Here is a 17,524-nt window from a genome sequence, read left to right as displayed (position 1 = left end):
TGATATTCACCGGCCTAACTTACTACATTACCTACAGCTCTGGCAGGCGCCGTCTGTAACCCTTTGTGAAACACTTTCTACACAATATTCGCTTATGCGCGCGGGGCGAAATACGAAAAACCTATCACCCCGCCAAAAAACCTCGTTTTACTCGCTACGACCGCGGTAGCCCCAAGCCAGCATGTATTGCTCACGAGAGCTGCCACGAGAGGAGTCCGGCTTGATCATCTGGATCTTGTCGAACTTCTTGCGAGCATCCTTCAGGTAAACATCGAACCCTTCGCCCTGAAAAATCTTGATCACGAAATTGCCACCCGGCTTGAGTATCCGTTCCGCGAGATCAAGCGCCAGCTCGCAAAGGAACATGGCTTTCGGCATGTCCACTTCAGGCGTACCACTCATATTGGGGGCCATATCGGAAATCACAAGGTCCACCTGCGAATTACCCACAGCCTCAAGGATCTGAGCGAGCACTGCATCCTCGGTGAAGTCACCCTGGATGAAAGTCACGTCCGGAATGCTGTCCATTTCCAGGATGTCCGAAGCGATCAGGCGCCCTTGGCCGCCGATCAGCCGGCTGGTGACCTGCGACCAGCCGCCAGGCGCCGCGCCGAGGTCGACGACGTTCATGCCCGGACGGATCAGTTTGTATTTCTCCTGGATCTCCAGAAGCTTGTAACTCGCACGCGAGCGGTAGCCATCCTTCTGCGCCTGCTTCACATAGGGGTCATTGACATGTCTTTTCAGCCAACCAAGGCTTGTCTTGGAACGCGCCATTGGGCACCTCGTTGATTAGGGTCGTGATTAATTGGGCGGATCCACGAGCCCTCGGGTAAAATGGCCGCCATTTTACAGAATCCAGACGAAAGGGTCAGATTATGCCGCTCACTCCAGAGCAGAAGAAACAGTACAAATCCATTGGCCACCACCTGAAACCGGTTCTGACTGTGGCTGACAACGGTTTGACTGAGGGTGTTTTAGCCGAACTCGAACGCGCATTGGCAGATCACGAGCTGATCAAGATCAAGCTCAACATCCTCGATCGCGAGGCGCGCCTGGCGTCCGTTGCAGAGCTGTGCAAGACCGGCAAGGCCGATCTGGTTCAAGTCATCGGCAAGATGGCACTGATTTACCGCAAGAACTTCAGCGTCAACAAGCAGCTGTCGAACGTCCATCGCTTCAAGTGATGGCAAGGGTCAAGGGTGTGCTTCGCGCACCCTGCCACTCCATCCCGGCACCGGCTGCAATACCAGCACCAACCCGGAAAAACCCAACACAAGAAAGCTGAACACCTGCCAGCGCTGCGCATCCGGCCAGCCGACACGCACTGCGACAAACATCGCACACGCATACAACGCCATCAACAATACCTGCCCGCGAAAATCCCGCCATAGACTGGCAAGGCCCTCGGCCTGTACCAGCACCAAAGCCTGAAATATCACGCACGCGACGGCAAAACCCACCACCGCCACTTCAAACGTACTTGCAACCTCATCGATCAGCAGCGGAGCCAGGCCAATTTGACCCAGCACCGGCCGCAGACCGAGATGTACCAGCCACAGACCACCGACCCACAACATCTGGGCCAGTTGCCAGAGCATCGCGCCCGCATGCAGCGGGCGCCCACCCTCAGATATGACGGACTTCGACAATCTCGTACTCGATATCGCCACCTGGCGTTTTCACGACGACCGTATCGCCCTCTTCCTTGGCAATCAAGGCGCGAGCGATCGGCGAGCCGACCGAAATCTTGCCGAGCTTGATGTCTGCCTCGTCCTCACCCACGATCTGGTAAGTGACGCTTTCATCAGTCTCGACGTTGGCGATTTCGACGGTGGTGCCGAAAATCACCTTGCCGGTGTGCGGAATGGTCGTCACGTCGATGATCACCGCGTTCTGCAGGCGACCTTCGATATCACGGATCCGCGCCTCGACCATGCCTTGCTGTTCGCGCGCGGCATGGTATTCAGCGTTTTCTTTCAAGTCACCCAACTCGCGGGCCGTACCGATGTCCTGGCTGAGCTTCGGACGAACGACCTTGGTCAGGTGAGCATGCTCTTCCTCCAGGGCCTTGGAGCCCTGGACGGTCATTGGGTATTTATTCATGCCTTCAATCCTGCGTGTAGATCCTGCAAGCGGCGCACGGTCTTCTCGGGACCGAACTTCAGCGCTTCACAGATAGCTTCGCCAGCAGCAATGGTGGTGGTGCAGTAAATCTTGTGCTGCAGGGCGTTACGGCGAATGGAATAGGAATCGGCGATCGACTGGCGACCTTCGGTGGTGTTGATGATCAGGGTGACTTCGTCATTCTTGATCATGTCGACCACGTGCGGACGACCCTCGGTCACCTTGTTCACGCGACGCACTTTCAGACCTGCGGCTTCGATCAGCTTGGCAGTGCCGGCAGTGGCGACGACTTCGAAGCCCAAGTTGATCAGATCACGAGCCACGCCTGCAACCAGCGGCTTGTCATCGTCGCGCACGCTGATGAATGCAGTACCGCCGGTCGGCAGCACTTCGCTGGCGCCCATCTGGGCTTTGGCAAAGGCTTCGCCGAAGGTGTCGCCGACGCCCATCACTTCACCGGTGGACTTCATCTCCGGGCCGAGGATCGGGTCAACGCCAGGGAATTTGGCGAACGGGAACACCGCCTCTTTCACGCTGTAGAAGTTCGGGATGATTTCCTTGGTAAAGCCAATTTCCTTCAGGGTTTTACCGGCCATCACGCGAGCCGCGATCATCGCCAGGGAAACACCGATGCACTTCGACACGAACGGTACGGTACGGGAAGCACGCGGGTTGACTTCGATGACGTAGATGTCTTCGCCTTGCAGCGCCAACTGAACGTTCATCAGGCCGACCACGCCCAGCTCCAGGGCCATTTTCTTGACCTGTTCGCGCATCTCGTCCTGGATGTGCGCCGGCAGCGAGTACGGCGGCAGCGAGCACGCGGAGTCACCGGAGTGAACGCCCGCCTGTTCGATGTGCTGCATGATCGCGCCGATCACTACGTCCTTGCCGTCGCAGACCGCATCCACGTCCATCTCGATGGCGCAGTTGAGGAAGTGGTCGAGCAGCACCGGGCTGTCGTTCGACACTTGCACCGCGTCACGCAGGTAACGCTTGAGTTCTTCTTCCTTGTAGACGATTTCCATCGCCCGGCCGCCCAGTACGTAGGACGGACGCACCACCAGCGGGTAACCGATCTTCGCGGCAGCGCGAACGGCTTCGTCTTCGCTGCGCACGGTGGCGTTTGGCGGCTGACGCAGGTTCAGGCGCTCAACCATTTGCTGGAAGCGCTCACGGTCTTCGGCACGGTCGATGGCGTCAGGGCTGGTGCCGATGATCGGCACGCCGGCTGCTTCGAGGGCGCGAGCCAGTTTCAGTGGAGTCTGGCCGCCGTACTGGACGATCACGCCTTTCGGCTTCTCGACGCGGCAGATTTCCAACACGTCTTCCAGGGTCACCGGCTCGAAGTACAGACGGTCGGAAGTGTCGTAGTCAGTGGAAACGGTTTCCGGGTTGCAGTTGACCATGATGGTCTCGTAACCGTCATCGCGCAGCGCCAGTGCCGCGTGTACGCAGCAGTAGTCGAACTCGATGCCCTGACCGATACGGTTCGGACCACCGCCGAGGATGATGATCTTGTCGCGACCGGACGGCGCGGCTTCGCACTCTTCCTCGTAGGTCGAGTACAGGTAGGCGGTGTCGGTGGCGAACTCGGCCGCGCAGGTGTCGACGCGCTTGTAGACCGGGAACACTTCCAGCTTGTGGCGGTGAGTGCGCAGGTTCTTCTCGGTGACGCCCAGCAGCTTGGCCAGACGCTGGTCGGAGAAACCTTTGCGCTTGAGCTTGTACATCAGGTCGCGGTCGATAGCGGACAGACCGAGGGTCTTGACCTTTTCTTCGTCCTTGATCAGATCTTCGATCTGTACCAGGAACCACGGATCGATCATGTTCATGCCGAAGATTTCTTCGACGGTCATGCCAGCGCGGAAGGCGTCCGCCACGTACCAGATACGCTCGGCGCCCGGCACGGTCAGTTCGCGCTTGAGCACGCTCATGCTTTCCGGGTTGCTCAGGTCGACCTTCTCGTCCAGACCGCAAACACCCACTTCCAGACCGCGCAGAGCTTTCTGCAGGGATTCCTGGAAGGTACGGCCGATGGCCATGACTTCACCGACCGACTTCATCTGAGTGGTCAGGCGCGCGTCAGCGTTGGCGAACTTCTCGAAAGCGAAGCGCGGCAGCTTGGTCACGACGTAATCGATGGACGGCTCGAAGGACGCCGGGGTACGGCCGCCAGTGATGTCGTTCTGCAGTTCGTCGAGGGTGTAACCGACTGCCAGCTTGGCCGCGATCTTGGCGATCGGGAAACCGGTGGCTTTCGAGGCCAGAGCCGACGAGCGGGATACACGCGGGTTCATCTCGATCACGACCATACGGCCGGTGTCCGGGCAGATACCGAACTGAACGTTGGAACCGCCGGTCTCGACGCCGATCTCGCGCAGTACCGCCAGCGAGGCGTTACGCAGGATCTGGTATTCCTTGTCGGTCAGGGTCTGGGCCGGGGCCACAGTGATCGAGTCACCGGTGTGCACGCCCATCGGGTCGAAGTTTTCGATCGAGCAGACGATGATGCAGTTGTCCTTTTTGTCGCGGACAACTTCCATTTCATATTCTTTCCAGCCGATCAGGGATTCGTCGATCAGCAGTTCCTTGGTTGGCGACAGGTCCAGACCACGGGCGCAGATTTCTTCGAACTCTTCACGGTTGTAAGCGATACCCCCACCGGTGCCGCCCATGGTGAAGGACGGACGGATGATGCACGGGAAGCCCAGGCGCTCAAGCACCGCGTTGGCTTCTTCCATGCTGTGGGCGATACCGGAACGCGGGCATTCCAGGCCGATGGATTTCATCGCCTTGTCGAAACGCGAACGGTCTTCAGCCTTGTCGATGGTGTCGGCGTTGGCGCCGATCATCTCTACGCCGAACTTCTCCAGAACGCCTTCGCGCTCCAGGTCCAGGGCGCAGTTCAGAGCAGTCTGGCCGCCCATGGTTGGCAGCACGGCATCCGGACGCTCTTTTTCGATGATCTTGGCAACGGTCTGCCACTTGATCGGCTCGATGTAGGTCGCGTCGGCCATGTCCGGGTCGGTCATGATGGTGGCCGGGTTGGAGTTCACCAGGATGACGCGATAACCCTCTTCGCGCAGGGCTTTACAGGCCTGGGCGCCGGAGTAGTCGAATTCGCAGGCCTGGCCGATAACGATCGGGCCAGCGCCGAGAATCAGGATGCTTTTAATGTCTGTACGTTTTGGCATGGGTTTGTCACTCAAATCCGCAGGTCAGTCGGCAAGCCGTCTTGATCGATTTCTGAAGTCCCGAGGGGGCCGCCGGTTCCGGGGCCGCCCTCGAGGGGCTTCTCGCTACAGTCTCAAGGCGAGCGCTTAGCGTCGCTTGGCCATCTCGTTGATGAAGCGGTCAAACAGAGGGGCCACATCGTTCGGGCCCGGGCTCGCTTCAGGGTGACCCTGGAAGCTGAACGCGCTCTTGTCGGTGCGCTCGATACCTTGCAGGGTGCCGTCGAACAGCGATTTGTGGATCGCGCGGACGTTGGCTGGCAGGGTTTCTTCGTCAACCGCGAAGCCGTGGTTCTGACTGGTGATCATCACGACGCCAGTGTCCAGATCCTGAACCGGGTGGTTGGCACCGTGGTGGCCATGGCCCATTTTCAGGGTCTTGGCGCCGGAGGCCAGAGCCAGCAGTTGGTGACCGAGGCAGATGCCGAAGACCGGAATTTCGGTTTCCAGCACTTCCTTGATCGCCTTGATCGCGTAGTCGCAAGGCTCCGGATCACCAGGGCCGTTGGACAGGAACACGCCGTCCGGTTTCAGAGCCAGTACGTCGGCAGCCGGAGTTTGCGCTGGAACGACAGTGACGCGGCAGCCGCGCTCGACCAGCATGCGCAGGATGTTGACCTTGACGCCGTAGTCGTAGGCAACCACGTGGTAGGGCAGCTCGGAGGCTTCGATGGTCGCGTGGCTGTCGGTTTTCAGATCCCAGACAGTGGAGCGCCATTCATATTGGGTCTTGGTGCTGACGACTTTCGCCAGGTCCATGCCCTTCAGGCCCGGGAAGCCTTGCGCCGCGGCGATGGCCGCTGCTTCGGAGATGTTGTCGCCGGCCATGATGCAGCCGTTCTGTGCGCCTTTTTCACGCAGGATGCGGGTCAGGCGGCGGGTGTCGATACCGGCGATCGCCACAACGTTGTTGGCTTTCAGGTAATCGGACAGGGACATCGTGTTACGCCAGTTGCTCGCTACCAGCGGCAGGTCACGGATGACCAGGCCAGCGGACCAGACGCGATCGGACTCGGCGTCTTCCGGCGTGGTGCCGGTGTTGCCGATGTGCGGGTAAGTCAGGGTAACGATCTGTTGGGCGTAGGAAGGATCGGTAAGGATTTCCTGATAGCCGGTCATTGCGGTGTTGAACACCACCTCACCAACGGTCTGACCGTCGGCTCCAATGGCTTCGCCGCGAAAAATGCTGCCATCAGCAAGGGCGAGTATGGCTGGCTTAGTCAAGAAGACCTCCCGTAAATAACGCATGAAAGGGCAATCGCAGGTTGTAAAAAAGCGGAGTGACGTATGGACACGTCACCCCGCTTCTTCACTGAATTATTCTGCGCGCTTTTAGTGGACACACTAAAGCTGTAGCTTACAGAAAAAGGGATTTTTGGTCTACCGCCAATGAGGCCGAAAGGCCGGAGAATGCGACAGGGCGTCGCTCGGCGGAGCAAAACCGGCACAAACAGGGCGTTTGCGCCGGCTTCAGAACATCTCAATGCAGGTCGAGCACGTCCTGCATGTCGTACAAACCAGGCTCGCGAGCATCCAACCACAACGCCGCACGCACCGCGCCCTTGGCGAACGTCATGCGACTCGAAGCCTTGTGCGTGATCTCCAGGCGCTCGCCCTCACAGGCGAACAGCACCGTGTGATCACCCACCACATCACCACCGCGAACAGTGGCGAAACCGATGGTTTCACGCTCACGGGCACCGGTATGGCCTTCACGACCATAGACCGCGACTTTCTGCAGATCACGATCCAGTGCGCTGGCAATCACTTCACCCATGCGCAGGGCCGTACCCGACGGCGCATCGATCTTGTGACGGTGATGGGCTTCGATGATTTCGATGTCCGCATCTTCCGCCAGCACCCGCGCCGCCATATCGAGCAGCTTCAGCGACAGGTTGACGCCGACACTGAAGTTGGCCGCGAACACGATCGGAATATCCTTGCCCGCCTCGGCCAGCAGCTGCTTCTGCGCAGCGTCCAGCCCGGTCGTGCCGATCACCATCGCCTTGCCGGCCTTGCGGCAGAAGGCCAGGTTTTTCAGCATCACTTCCGGCAGGGTGAAGTCGATCAATACATCGAACTCTTCCGCCACCGACTCCAGATTCCCGGACAGCGGCACGCCGATTCGACCCAGCGAAGCCAGCTCACCGGCATCCACACCGATCAGCGTACTGCCAGGGCGGACAATCGCGGCCGTCAGACCGGTCAGCGGCGCGCGCTGCTGCACCGCCTCGACCAGAATCTTGCCCATGCGCCCGGCAGCGCCCATCACAGCTATACGTCGCATGCCGACTCCTTACAGATCGCCGAAGAAGCGTTTCACACCGTCGAACCAACCGGTGGTTTTCGGGGAATGGCTGTTGTCATCCGCCAGGGAGCTGCGGAACTCTTCCAGCAGTTCACGCTGACGACGGTTCAGATTGACCGGTGTCTCTACGGCCACACGGCACATCAGGTCACCCGCACCACCGCCACGCACTGGCGCAACGCCTTTACCGCGTACGCGGAACTGCTTGCCGGTCTGAGTCCCTTCCGGAATCTTCAGCTTGACGCGACCGTCGAGGGTCGGAATTTCCAGCTCGCCGCCCAGGGCTGCGTCGACGAAGCTGATCGGCACTTCGCAGAACAGGTGCTTGCCGTCACGCTGGAAGATGTCGTGCTCGCGGACGTTGATCACCACGTACAGGTCGCCGGTCGGGCCACCCTGAGTGCCCGCCTCGCCTTCGCCGGACAGACGAATGCGGTCGCCAGTATCGACACCGGCCGGCACTTTGACGGAGAGGGTTTTGTATTCTTCGACACGACCGTCACCGTGGCAGGAGTCGCACGGATCGGAAATGATCTTGCCCTGGCCATGGCAGCGCGGGCAGGTCTGCTGCACCGAGAAGAAGCCTTGCTGCATGCGGACCTGACCGATGCCGCCGCAAGTCGGGCAGGTCGAAGGCGACGAGCCTTTCTTGGCGCCCGAACCATCGCAAGGCTTGCAGTTGACCAGTGTCGGAACGCGGATATTCACGGTCGTGCCGCGCACCGCTTCTTCCAGGTTCAGCTCCAGGGTGTAGCGCAAATCGCTGCCACGCTGGGCGCCGCCACGGGAACCGCCGCGACCGCCACCGAAGAAGTCACTGAAGACATCGCCGAAGATGTCGGAGAAGTTCTGACCGCCGAAGCCTGCACCGCCGCCGCCCATGCTCGGGTCGACGCCGGCATGACCGTACTGGTCGTACGCTGCACGCTTGCTGGAATCGGACAGCACTTCGTAGGCTTCGTTGGCCTCTTTGAACAGCTCTTCCGACGCTTTGTCATCGGGATTACGGTCCGGGTGATGCTTCATCGCCAGACGGCGATAGGCCTTTTTCAGGTCTGCTTCGCTTGAGCCGCGCTCAACACCCAACACTTCGTAATAGTCACGCTTAGCCATAAGTTCTTCATACTCTTGAGGACGTTCGGCAAACCCCTCCTGAGCTTCGCCAAACTCGTTGAGCCCCAATACAGGCCCGGACCCAACTCACGTCAATTCAACGATCCTGGTCTTTGGTTCATGCGGTATTTGCGGCGCGAAAAGCAGGAGCATTCCCGGCCATACCGCCAGCACCCGAACCTTGTCGCATGCTGTAAAAATTCGCGTATTCCAGATACGCCAACGCGGGAGCAAGCTCCCGCGCGGCGACATCCTACCAGTCAGTGCCCAAAGGCAGTCAACCGGCCGACCAACAACTTACTTGTGGTCTTTGACTTCTTCGAACTCGGCATCGACAACATCGTCAGCCTTTTCAGCTTTCTCGTCGTGCGGTGCCGCGCCTTCTGCAGGCTGAGCCTGTTCGGCGTACATCTTCTGGGCAACCGGCGCAGAGACTTTCGACAGCTCTTCAACCTTGGCGTCGATGGCAGCCTTGTCGTCGCCTTTGACGGCGGCTTCCAGGGCAACCACGGCCGCTTCGATTGCAGTCTTCTCTTCTGCAGTCACTTTGTCGCCAGCGTCAGCGATCATCTTGCGAGTCGAGTGAACCAGTGCATCACCCTGGTTACGGGCAGCGGCCAGCTCTTCGAACTTGCGGTCTTCCTCGGCATTCGCCTCGGCGTCACGCACCATGCGCTCGATTTCTTCGTCGGACAAACCGGAGTTGGCCTTGATCACGATCGACTGGGTCTTGCCGGTAGCCTTGTCCTTCGCACCTACGTGCAGGATGCCGTTGGCGTCGATGTCGAAGGTCACTTCGATCTGCGGCACGCCACGTGGAGCTGGTGGAATGTCGGCCAGGTCGAACTTGCCCAGGGACTTGTTCTGTGCGGCTTGCTTGCGCTCGCCTTGCAACACGTGAATGGTCACGGCGCCCTGGTTGTCGTCGGCAGTCGAGAACACTTGCGATTTCTTGGTAGGAATCGTGGTGTTTTTCTCGATCAGCGCGGTCATCACGCCACCCATGGTTTCGATACCCAGGGTCAGCGGGCTAACGTCGAGCAGCAGAACGTCTTTCACGTCACCGGCCAGAACGGCGCCCTGGATAGCAGCACCCATGGCAACGGCTTCGTCCGGGTTCACGTCTTTACGTGCTTCTTTACCGAAGAAATCGGTCACCAGCTTCTGAACCAGCGGCATACGGGTCTGACCGCCGACCAGGATCACGTCGTTGATCGCGCCAACATCCAGACCAGCGTCTTTCATGGCGATACGGCAAGGTTCGATGGTGCGCTGAACCAGGTCTTCAACCAGAGCTTCGAGCTTGGCACGCGAAATCTTCACGTTCAGGTGCTTAGGACCGGTAGCGTCTGCAGTGATGTACGGCAGGTTCACGTCGGTCGACTGAGCGGACGACAGCTCGATCTTGGCTTTCTCGGCAGCTTCTTTCAGACGCTGCATCGCCAGCGGGTCACCCTTGAGGTTCATGCCGCTTTCTTTCTTGAATTCGTCGACGAGGTAGTCGATCAGACGAATGTCGAAGTCTTCACCGCCCAGGAACGTGTCACCGTTGGTGGCCAGCACTTCGAACTGGTGCTCGCCGTCAACTTCAGCGATCTCGATCACGGATACGTCGAAAGTACCGCCACCCAGGTCATAAACGATCACGGTGTGATCGCCCTTGGCCTTGTCCATACCGTAAGCCAGAGCGGCTGCGGTTGGTTCGTTGATGATACGTTTTACGTCCAGACCCGCGATGCGGCCGGCGTCTTTGGTCGCCTGACGCTGGCTGTCGTTGAAGTAGGCCGGAACGGTGATTACCGCTTCGGTCACTGCTTCGCCGAGGTAGTCTTCGGCGGTCTTCTTCATCTTCTTCAGAATTTCAGCCGAGATTTGTGGCGGAGCCATTTTCTGGCCGTTCACTTCAACCCAAGCGTCACCGTTGTCAGCCTTGGCGATCTTGTAAGGCACCATCTGAATGTCTTTCTGTACCACTTCTTCTTCGAAGCGGCGACCGATCAGACGCTTTACCGCGTACAGGGTGTTGTGCGGGTTGGTCACTGCCTGACGCTTGGCGGACTGGCCGACCAGGATTTCGCCATCGTTGGCGTAAGCGATGATCGACGGCGTGGTACGCGCGCCTTCGGCGTTTTCAATAACTTTGGCTACGCCGTTTTCAAGAATGGAGACGCAGGAGTTGGTAGTCCCCAGGTCGATACCGATAATTTTGCCCATGTTCACTCTCCCGAAACTTTGGATTTGGTTGCCGCAGTGGTTGTGGCCAACTGCGGTAGCACTTAAACGCTTGACTTCTAAATGGGGGCCTTGCGGCTAATTTCAAGCCTTCTCGTCAATCGAAGGCGAAACTGGCGCCGGCGCCTTGCTGACCACGACCATCGCCGGACGCAACAGGCGACCGTTGAGCTGGTAGCCCTTCTGGAACACCTTCAGAACACTGTTCGGTTCCAGGTCTGCACTTTCCTGCATGGCCATTGCCTGATGTTCCACGGCGTTGAACGGCTCGCCTTCCTGCGGGCTTACAGCGACAAGCTGATAGCGCGCGAGGGTGTCGTGAAACATTTTCAGGGTCAGCTCGATGCCTTCGCGCATCGGACGGATGCTCTCGTCATCCGGGTTCGACAGCTCGAGGCCGCGCTCCAGGCTGTCGACGATCGGCAGCAGGTCGCCGGCGAATTTTTCCAGCGCAAACTTGTGCGCCTTCTCGACATCCTGCTCGGCACGGCGGCGGACGTTCTGCAGATCGGCAGCTACGCGCAGCGATTGATCCTGCGCGGCGGCCAATTGCTCTTCGAGCACTTGTACACGGGTCGCCAGGTCATCACCCGAAGTCTCGGGCGCCTGATTGGCTTCTGGTTGCGTATCTACTGTCTGTTCGTCAGCCATAGAATTCTCCTTTCAATATCGTCCGCGAGTTCGATTCGCGCTTCTGCCCCGGTATATGGGGCCGCAAAATCAGGCTTCAAGGGCTGACAATGATTAACCCTACAAAAAAGTGCTGCATTGTCATTCCCGGGCGCGATAAGCATTTGATCGGATCATCCCCATCGAGCTAAGCGAGGGCATTGTCAGCCTGAAACAAAACACTGTATAAATAACCAGACCTGAAGCCTGGGAGCGGCCTTTATGCTGGTGCACCTGTCCGTAAACAACTACGCCATCGTTGAACATCTCGATCTCGAACTCGATCGCGGCATGAGCGTGATTACCGGGGAAACCGGCGCCGGCAAGTCGATCATGCTCGACGCCCTGGGCCTGACGCTCGGTGATCGCGCCGACAGCGGCGTGGTTCGACCGGGCGCCGACAAGGCCGATATCCTGGCGACCTTCGATCTGGCCGACATCCCCGAGGCCAGCGCCTGGCTGGCGGAACGCGACCTGGAAATCGACGGCCCGTGCATCCTGCGCCGGGTCATCACTTCCGAAGGTCGCTCACGCGGCTATATAAATGGCACGCCCTGCCCGCTTGGCGACCTCAAGGCGCTCGGCGAGCTGCTGATCGATATCCACAGCCAGCACGAACACCAATCCCTGCTCAAGACCGACACCCACCGACGCCTGCTCGACGAGTACGCCGGGGCCACCGATCTGGCGCGACAGGTGCATCTGGCCGCCCAGCGCTGGCGCCAGACCCGCCAGGAGCTGGAACGGCTTTCCAACTCCGGCGACGAACAGCGCGCACGCCATCAGTTGCTCAGCTACCAGCTCGAAGAACTGGAAAACCTCGGCCTCGGTGAAAACGAGCTGGAAGAACTGGAGCAGGAACACAAGAACCTGACCAACGCCGAAACCCTGCTTGGCATCTGCCGACAAGTGGTCGAGCAATGCAGCGAAAGCGATTCCGGCAACGTGCTGAATGCCCTGACAGCCAGCCTCAATCGCCTGTCGAGCGTGAACAATTCGGTCGGCGCGCTGGGCGAGGCGAGCAGCCTGCTGACCAGCGCGCAGATCCAGGTCGAAGAAGCCGTCGGCGAACTCAATCGTTTTCTCGACAACTTCGATGCCGATCCGGCGCGCCTGCAATATCTGGAAGAACGTCTGGACTCCATCTACACGCTGGCACGCAAACACCGTATTCAGCCGACAGAAGTGGCGGAGATGCAGCAGAAGCTGCTCGACGAAATCGAAGCCCTGGACGCCAACGATGAATCCATCGAGCGCCTCGCCGAAGAACTCGCATCCTATGCCCGCCACTATCAGGAAAAGGCCCGGGAACTGAGCGAGCTGCGTCATCAGGCAGCCGGCAGCCTGGCCAGCGCGGTGGAGCAGGAGATTCAACGTCTGGGCATGCCCGGCGGTCGCTTCACCATCGAATTGCGCGCCAACAACAGCAGCGAACTGCAACCCAATGGCCTGGAACAGGTCGAGCTGCTGGTCAGCGCCAACCCGGGCCAACCTTTGAAGGCGCTGGCCAAAGTGGCGTCCGGCGGTGAGCTGTCACGGATCAGCCTGGCCATCCAGGTGATTACCGCCCAGACCTCTCGCGTACCGACGCTGGTGTTCGACGAAGTGGACGTGGGGATTGGCGGTCCGACGGCCGAAATCGTCGGCCAGTTGCTGCGCCGCCTCGGGGATCGCGGACAGGTACTGACGGTCACGCACTTGCCGCAAGTCGCGGCTCAGGGGCATCAGCATCTATTCGTGCACAAGGTGCGAGGCGAGCAGGCGACTCACACGGCTGTTTCGAAGCTAAGCAAGAATGACCGGATAGAAGAAGTTGCGCGGATGCTTGGCGGCATCGATCTGACCAAAGAGTCCTTGGCGCACGCGAAAAAGATGGTCGTTACTGCAAAGGTTTAAGCACGGCAGAAAGCACGAAGGCGACCCTTGGGTCGCCTTCGCTCGTTTCGCGAACCTGAAATTCGCGCGACATGCTTACTTTTTCTTGCGTACGTACAGCACCAGGTTGTGATCCACCAACTCGACACCGTGCTCCTCGGCGATTGCCTTCTGGAGTTTTTCGATTTCGGTGCTGACGAATTCGATGACCTCACCGGATTCCACGTTGACCATATGGTCGTGGTGGCCACCGTCGGCCAATTCGAATACCGCGTGGCCGCCGTCGAAGTTGTGACGGACCACGAGGCCAGCCGCTTCGAACTGGGTCAGAACACGGTAAACCGTGGCCAGACCGACGTCCTCGCCAGCTTCCATCAACGCCTTGTAGACGTCCTCGGCACTCATGTGACGCTGCTCTGTAGAGTCGAGCATTTGCAGGATCTTGACCCGTGGCAGGGTCACTTTGAGGCCGGCTTTGCGTAGTTCGCTATTTTCAACCATGGTCAGCTTTCTCGCGATGCTGCTTCGCAGCTTCTCTTAATGCGGGTATGATCGGCGTTTACGTTGTCCCAGCCAAGATAGTGGAAGTCGCCCACCGATGCAAAACACCAAGCTCTTGCTAACCAGTTTCACCTTTGTGGGACTGCTCGCACTCGCCGGTTGTTCATTCCCCGGGGTTTACAAAATCGACATCCAGCAGGGCAATGTCGTCACGCAGGACATGATAGACCAGTTACGCCCGGGAATGACCCGGCCGCAAGTACGGTTTATCATGGGTAACCCTCTGCTTGCCGACACGTTCCATGCCAACCGCTGGGATTATCTGTACAGCCTGCAACCTGGTGGCGGTGAACGCCAGCAGGAACGCATGAGTGTCATTTTCGACTCGAATGACCGCCTTGTCAGCCTGTCCGGTGACTTCATGCCGGGCGTCAGCCGTGACGAAGCCATTCTCGGCAAGGACAGTGGCACCAGCGTGACCGCTCCTGCTGAAAACGTCGAGCAGCCGAAACCGGAAAAACCGGCCAAGCCAGGCTCCTTGCTGGATCAGATCCAGAAGGACGTCGATGGTGTGGAAACCGTTCCGGTTCCTACGCCAGAACCGCTGGACACCTCGCCGCAATAATTTGCGACGCAATAAAAAACCCGGAAATTCCGGGTTTTTTATTGCCTGCCGTTTGGCCAGCCTACTGATTTCGCGCCTTGGCTTCGGCAGCCTTGGCGGCACGCAGGCGGCGCACCTCTTTCGGATCTGCCAACAGGGGCCGATAGATCTCGATGCGATCGCCTTCCTGAACCCGTCGAGCATCCGGATCCGCAATCACTTTGCCGAAGATCCCCAAAGGACAGCTCTTCAGATCCAGCTCCGGAAATTCAGCGTTAATCCCGGACACCATCAGCGCCGCACGCACCGTCGTACCCTCAGCAACACTGATTACACGCAAAACCTGACGATCAACGGCGGCATACACCACTTCGATTTCGATCACCGGCTCAACCATGCATCTGCTTGGCACGCTGGCAGAACGCATCCACCAGCGTATTGGCCGCCTGATTGAACAAAGGACCGAGCGTCGCGCGGACCAGAGGCCCGGCGTAGTCGAAGGACAGATCCAGACTGATCTTGCAGGCCTTCTCGTTCAGCGCCTTGAACACCCAGACGCCGTGCAGCTGATTGAACGGCCCCTCCTCCAGGTTCATCTCGATCGACTGCCCCGGCACCAGTGTGTTGCGCGTCACGAAGTGCTGACTGAGACCGCCCTTGGCCACGCCGACACTGGCGCGCATGTGTTCAGGCGAGCTTTCCAGAACCTCAGCAGACGAGCACCACGGCAAAAACTCCGGGTAACGCGCCACGTCATTGACCAGGTCGTAGAGAAATTGCGCCGGGTAAGGCAGCAGCGCCGATCGTTGAATATGTGTCGTCATGTAAGCGTCACTTCCAGAGCTGGGCGGCAAACACTACAAGAATGCCGATGGGCGCCACATAGCGCATCAAGAACAGAGACAGGGCGAACAGCGCCGGGCTGCGAATCGACAATTCGTCACGCACCGCTTCACGCCCCATCACCCAACCGGCAAACAGCACGAAGCACAGCCCGCCGAGCGGCAACATGATCCGCGAGGTGAAGAAGTCGATCACACCAAAGAAGTCCAGGCCACCGGCCGCACCCCATTGGTAGAGATGGAACACCCCGCCATCGTTCACGAAAAATTTGGCTTCCTTCCAGATATTGAAGGAAAACACCGTACCCAGGCCGACGAACCAGCAGGTGAACGCCAACCAGAATGTCACCCAGGCACGACTGATTTTAGTCCGTTCGACCAGATAGGCGACCATCGGCTCCAACAGGGAAATCGCCGAACTCCAGGCGGCAATCGCCACCAGAACAAAGAACACCACGCCCATCAACTGACCGAAAAGCACGTTACCGAACGCAAATGGCAGGCTGACGAACATCAGCCCCGGGCCTTCGCTCGGGTTCAAACCACCGGCGAACACAATCGGAAACAAGGCCAGACCGGCCACCAGCGAAACAAAGGTATCGAGCAGCGCCACACCCACGACCGTGCCGGACAGCGAAGCTTCCTTGGTCATGTAGGCGCCGTAGATCATGATCGAGCCCACGCCCACGCTCAGCGAGAAGAACGCGTGGCCCATGGCCGGCAGCAAGCCGTCGAGGACTTTTTCCGGATGGAAGTCGAACATGAAGTGCACGCCTTCCATGAAATGCCCGGTGGTCATGCTGTAACCCAGCAACACCAGCACCATCACGAACAGCAGCGGCATCATGATCCGCAGGCTGCGCTCAAGCCCGGCGACCACACCTTTGGCGATCACTACGGCCGACAACAGCATAAAAACCGTGTGCCACAGCGTGATGCGCCACGGATCGGCGATGACATTACCGAAGTACGCCCCGACCTGATCGGCCGTCGCACCCTGGAAGTCCCCGCGCCCCATATCAATGATGTAATCCAGCGACCAGCCGCCGACCACACTGTAGAAAGACAGGATCAGCAACGCCGTGATCATCCCGGCGAACGCGCCCCACGACCACTTGCCCGAATGCCCGGCTTCGATTGCCAGCACCTTCAGGGCATTCGCCGGACTCTGACGGGCACGCCGGCCGATCAGGGTTTCGGCGAGCATCACCGGAATGCCGATCAGCGCGATACACGCCAGAAACATCAGCACGAAGGCGCCGCCACCGTAGACCCCGACCATGTAGGGGAATTTCCAGATGCTGCCCAATCCCACGGCCGAACCGGTCGCGGCGAATATGAAAACCCAGCGGCTAGCCCAACTGCCGTGGACAGAAACCTTGTCTGTCGACATCGTTTATCACGCCCAAGCGTTAGAAAAAGAGGCCGCATTGTCCGGGATTCACTCAACCTGCTCAAGCACGCAGCATCACCGTAGCCGACAGCCGTTTATCTCCATATAATGCCGCCCCTATGGCTAAACAGAAGAAACACCCAACAGGGACCATCGCGCAAAACAAAAAGGCGCGACACGATTACTTCATCGAGCACAAGTTCGAGGCTGGTCTGGTCCTGGCCGGCTGGGAAGTAAAAAGTCTGCGGGCAAGCAAACTGCAACTGGTCGACAGTTACGTGTTGCTCAAGGATGGCGAAGCCTGGTTGCTCGGCAGCCACATCACGCCTCTGATGACCGCCAGCACCCACGTCATTGCCGACCCGGTGCGTACCCGCAAGCTGCTGCTCAACCGCCGCGAGCTGGACAAGCTCGCCGCCGCCGTGCAGCAAAAGGGTTACGCCTGCGTGTGCCTGTCCTGGTACTGGAGCAAGCACATGGTCAAGTGCGAGATCGCACTGGGCAAGGGCAAGAAGGAATACGACAAGCGTGATACCGAACGCGAACGCGACGCCGGTCGCGAGTTGCAGCGTGCGGTGCGCAACAAGGGCAAGGAAGACTGATTCTTCTGCCCTGATGACCGTT

Annotated in this window: 17 protein-coding genes; 4 read left to right on the top strand and 13 right to left on the bottom strand. The window is 59.1% G+C overall.

Annotation, left to right across the window (positions count from 1 at the left end; all coding sequences use genetic code 11):
* Positions 1-147: 147 nt before the first annotated feature.
* Positions 148-777, bottom strand: coding sequence for a 23S rRNA (uridine(2552)-2'-O)-methyltransferase RlmE (rlmE, locus tag M5G18_RS24920; protein ID WP_007953751.1), 630 nt, complete (start codon positions 775-777; stop codon positions 148-150).
* A gap of 101 nt (positions 778-878) precedes the next feature.
* On the opposite strand from rlmE, the gene M5G18_RS24915 reads away from it, so the two are divergent.
* Positions 879-1,187, top strand: a complete 309-nt coding sequence (locus tag M5G18_RS24915; RefSeq protein WP_007953753.1) for a YhbY family RNA-binding protein — start codon at positions 879-881, stop codon at positions 1,185-1,187.
* A gap of 9 nt (positions 1,188-1,196) precedes the next feature.
* Here M5G18_RS24915 and M5G18_RS24910 read toward each other — a convergent pair whose 3' ends face one another.
* From M5G18_RS24910 to grpE, 8 genes are all read right to left on the bottom strand, one after another.
* Positions 1,197-1,601: a hypothetical protein gene (locus M5G18_RS24910; RefSeq protein ID WP_007953755.1), complete on the bottom strand. Its 405-nt coding sequence runs from the start codon at positions 1,599-1,601 to the stop codon at positions 1,197-1,199.
* Between the two features lie 28 nt (positions 1,602-1,629).
* Complete coding sequence (greA, locus tag M5G18_RS24905) at positions 1,630-2,106, bottom strand: transcription elongation factor GreA (protein WP_007953757.1); 477 nt, start codon at positions 2,104-2,106, stop codon at positions 1,630-1,632.
* The gene (carB, locus tag M5G18_RS24900) at positions 2,103-5,324 is read right to left on the bottom strand and encodes a carbamoyl-phosphate synthase large subunit (RefSeq protein WP_273898334.1); all 3,222 of its coding nucleotides are present in this window, start codon (positions 5,322-5,324) and stop codon (positions 2,103-2,105) included. The genes greA and carB overlap by 4 nt, the downstream gene beginning before the upstream one ends.
* A 126-nt stretch (positions 5,325-5,450) precedes the next feature.
* Entirely contained in the window at positions 5,451-6,587 is a 1,137-nt protein-coding gene (carA, locus tag M5G18_RS24895) for a glutamine-hydrolyzing carbamoyl-phosphate synthase small subunit (RefSeq protein ID WP_273898333.1), read from the bottom strand.
* A gap of 256 nt (positions 6,588-6,843) precedes the next feature.
* Positions 6,844-7,650, bottom strand: coding sequence for a 4-hydroxy-tetrahydrodipicolinate reductase (dapB, locus tag M5G18_RS24890; protein ID WP_273898332.1), 807 nt, complete (start codon positions 7,648-7,650; stop codon positions 6,844-6,846).
* 9 nt (positions 7,651-7,659) lie between these two features.
* Positions 7,660-8,784, bottom strand: a complete 1,125-nt coding sequence (gene dnaJ, locus M5G18_RS24885; protein WP_007953765.1) for a molecular chaperone DnaJ — start codon at positions 8,782-8,784, stop codon at positions 7,660-7,662.
* Positions 8,785-9,081: 297 nt separating this feature from the next.
* Positions 9,082-10,998, bottom strand: a complete 1,917-nt coding sequence (gene dnaK, locus M5G18_RS24880; RefSeq protein WP_221534410.1) for a molecular chaperone DnaK — start codon at positions 10,996-10,998, stop codon at positions 9,082-9,084.
* A 102-nt stretch (positions 10,999-11,100) separates the two neighbouring features.
* Positions 11,101-11,667: a nucleotide exchange factor GrpE gene (gene grpE / locus M5G18_RS24875; protein WP_258712887.1), complete on the bottom strand. Its 567-nt coding sequence runs from the start codon at positions 11,665-11,667 to the stop codon at positions 11,101-11,103.
* A 240-nt stretch (positions 11,668-11,907) separates the two neighbouring features.
* Here grpE and recN point away from each other — a divergent pair, with 240 nt between their 5' ends.
* Positions 11,908-13,581: a DNA repair protein RecN gene (gene recN / locus M5G18_RS24870; RefSeq protein WP_273898331.1), complete on the top strand. Its 1,674-nt coding sequence runs from the start codon at positions 11,908-11,910 to the stop codon at positions 13,579-13,581.
* A gap of 75 nt (positions 13,582-13,656) precedes the next feature.
* Here the strand turns inward: recN and fur are convergent, their stop codons facing one another.
* Positions 13,657-14,061 (bottom strand): ferric iron uptake transcriptional regulator, encoded by a 405-nt coding sequence (gene fur, locus M5G18_RS24865; protein ID WP_007953774.1) that lies wholly within the window; start codon positions 14,059-14,061, stop codon positions 13,657-13,659.
* A gap of 97 nt (positions 14,062-14,158) precedes the next feature.
* Here fur and M5G18_RS24860 point away from each other — a divergent pair, with 97 nt between their 5' ends.
* Entirely contained in the window at positions 14,159-14,686 is a 528-nt protein-coding gene (locus M5G18_RS24860; RefSeq protein WP_007953775.1) for an outer membrane protein assembly factor BamE, read from the top strand.
* Between the two features lie 61 nt (positions 14,687-14,747).
* Here M5G18_RS24860 and M5G18_RS24855 read toward each other — a convergent pair whose 3' ends face one another.
* From M5G18_RS24855 to M5G18_RS24845, 3 genes are read right to left on the bottom strand one after another with little or no spacing between them, the layout of a single operon-like run.
* The gene (locus M5G18_RS24855) at positions 14,748-15,062 is read right to left on the bottom strand and encodes an RnfH family protein (RefSeq protein ID WP_273898330.1); all 315 of its coding nucleotides are present in this window, start codon (positions 15,060-15,062) and stop codon (positions 14,748-14,750) included.
* A complete protein-coding gene (locus M5G18_RS24850; RefSeq protein WP_003221509.1) occupies positions 15,055-15,489 on the bottom strand; it encodes a type II toxin-antitoxin system RatA family toxin in 435 nt (144 codons plus the stop codon). Before M5G18_RS24850 ends, M5G18_RS24855 begins: the two co-directional genes overlap by 8 nt.
* Before the next feature lie 7 nt (positions 15,490-15,496).
* Entirely contained in the window at positions 15,497-16,900 is a 1,404-nt protein-coding gene (locus tag M5G18_RS24845; protein WP_273898327.1) for a sodium-dependent transporter, read from the bottom strand.
* 119 nt (positions 16,901-17,019) lie between these two features.
* Between M5G18_RS24845 and smpB the strand changes: the two genes are divergently transcribed.
* Entirely contained in the window at positions 17,020-17,502 is a 483-nt protein-coding gene (gene smpB / locus M5G18_RS24840; protein WP_007953781.1) for an SsrA-binding protein SmpB, read from the top strand.
* The last annotated feature ends 22 nt before the right edge of the window (positions 17,503-17,524 follow it).

Origin of the sequence: Pseudomonas aphyarum, from assembly GCF_028657055.1 — a bacterium.
GTDB classification, from domain to species: Bacteria; Pseudomonadota; Gammaproteobacteria; order Pseudomonadales; family Pseudomonadaceae; genus Aquipseudomonas; species Aquipseudomonas aphyarum.
Note: the sequence above shows the minus strand (reverse complement) of the source record. Positions and strands in the feature narration are given on the sequence as shown.

Coding starts and splice junctions, on each gene's coding strand:
- rlmE (WP_007953751.1), bottom strand. CDS start 777: ATGGCGCGTTCCAAGACAAGCCTTGGTTGGCTGAAAAGACATGTCAAT.
- M5G18_RS24915 (WP_007953753.1), top strand. CDS start 879: ATGCCGCTCACTCCAGAGCAGAAGAAACAGTACAAATCCATTGGCCAC.
- M5G18_RS24910 (WP_007953755.1), bottom strand. CDS start 1,601: ATGCTCTGGCAACTGGCCCAGATGTTGTGGGTCGGTGGTCTGTGGCTG.
- greA (WP_007953757.1), bottom strand. CDS start 2,106: ATGAATAAATACCCAATGACCGTCCAGGGCTCCAAGGCCCTGGAGGAA.
- carB (WP_273898334.1), bottom strand. CDS start 5,324: ATGCCAAAACGTACAGACATTAAAAGCATCCTGATTCTCGGCGCTGGC.
- dapB (WP_273898332.1), bottom strand. CDS start 7,650: ATGCGACGTATAGCTGTGATGGGCGCTGCCGGGCGCATGGGCAAGATT.
- dnaJ (WP_007953765.1), bottom strand. CDS start 8,784: ATGGCTAAGCGTGACTATTACGAAGTGTTGGGTGTTGAGCGCGGCTCA.
- dnaK (WP_221534410.1), bottom strand. CDS start 10,998: ATGGGCAAAATTATCGGTATCGACCTGGGGACTACCAACTCCTGCGTC.
- grpE (WP_258712887.1), bottom strand. CDS start 11,667: ATGGCTGACGAACAGACAGTAGATACGCAACCAGAAGCCAATCAGGCG.
- recN (WP_273898331.1), top strand. CDS start 11,908: ATGCTGGTGCACCTGTCCGTAAACAACTACGCCATCGTTGAACATCTC.
- fur (WP_007953774.1), bottom strand. CDS start 14,061: ATGGTTGAAAATAGCGAACTACGCAAAGCCGGCCTCAAAGTGACCCTG.
- M5G18_RS24860 (WP_007953775.1), top strand. CDS start 14,159: ATGCAAAACACCAAGCTCTTGCTAACCAGTTTCACCTTTGTGGGACTG.
- M5G18_RS24855 (WP_273898330.1), bottom strand. CDS start 15,062: ATGGTTGAGCCGGTGATCGAAATCGAAGTGGTGTATGCCGCCGTTGAT.
- M5G18_RS24850 (WP_003221509.1), bottom strand. CDS start 15,489: ATGACGACACATATTCAACGATCGGCGCTGCTGCCTTACCCGGCGCAA.
- M5G18_RS24845 (WP_273898327.1), bottom strand. CDS start 16,900: ATGTCGACAGACAAGGTTTCTGTCCACGGCAGTTGGGCTAGCCGCTGG.
- smpB (WP_007953781.1), top strand. CDS start 17,020: ATGGCTAAACAGAAGAAACACCCAACAGGGACCATCGCGCAAAACAAA.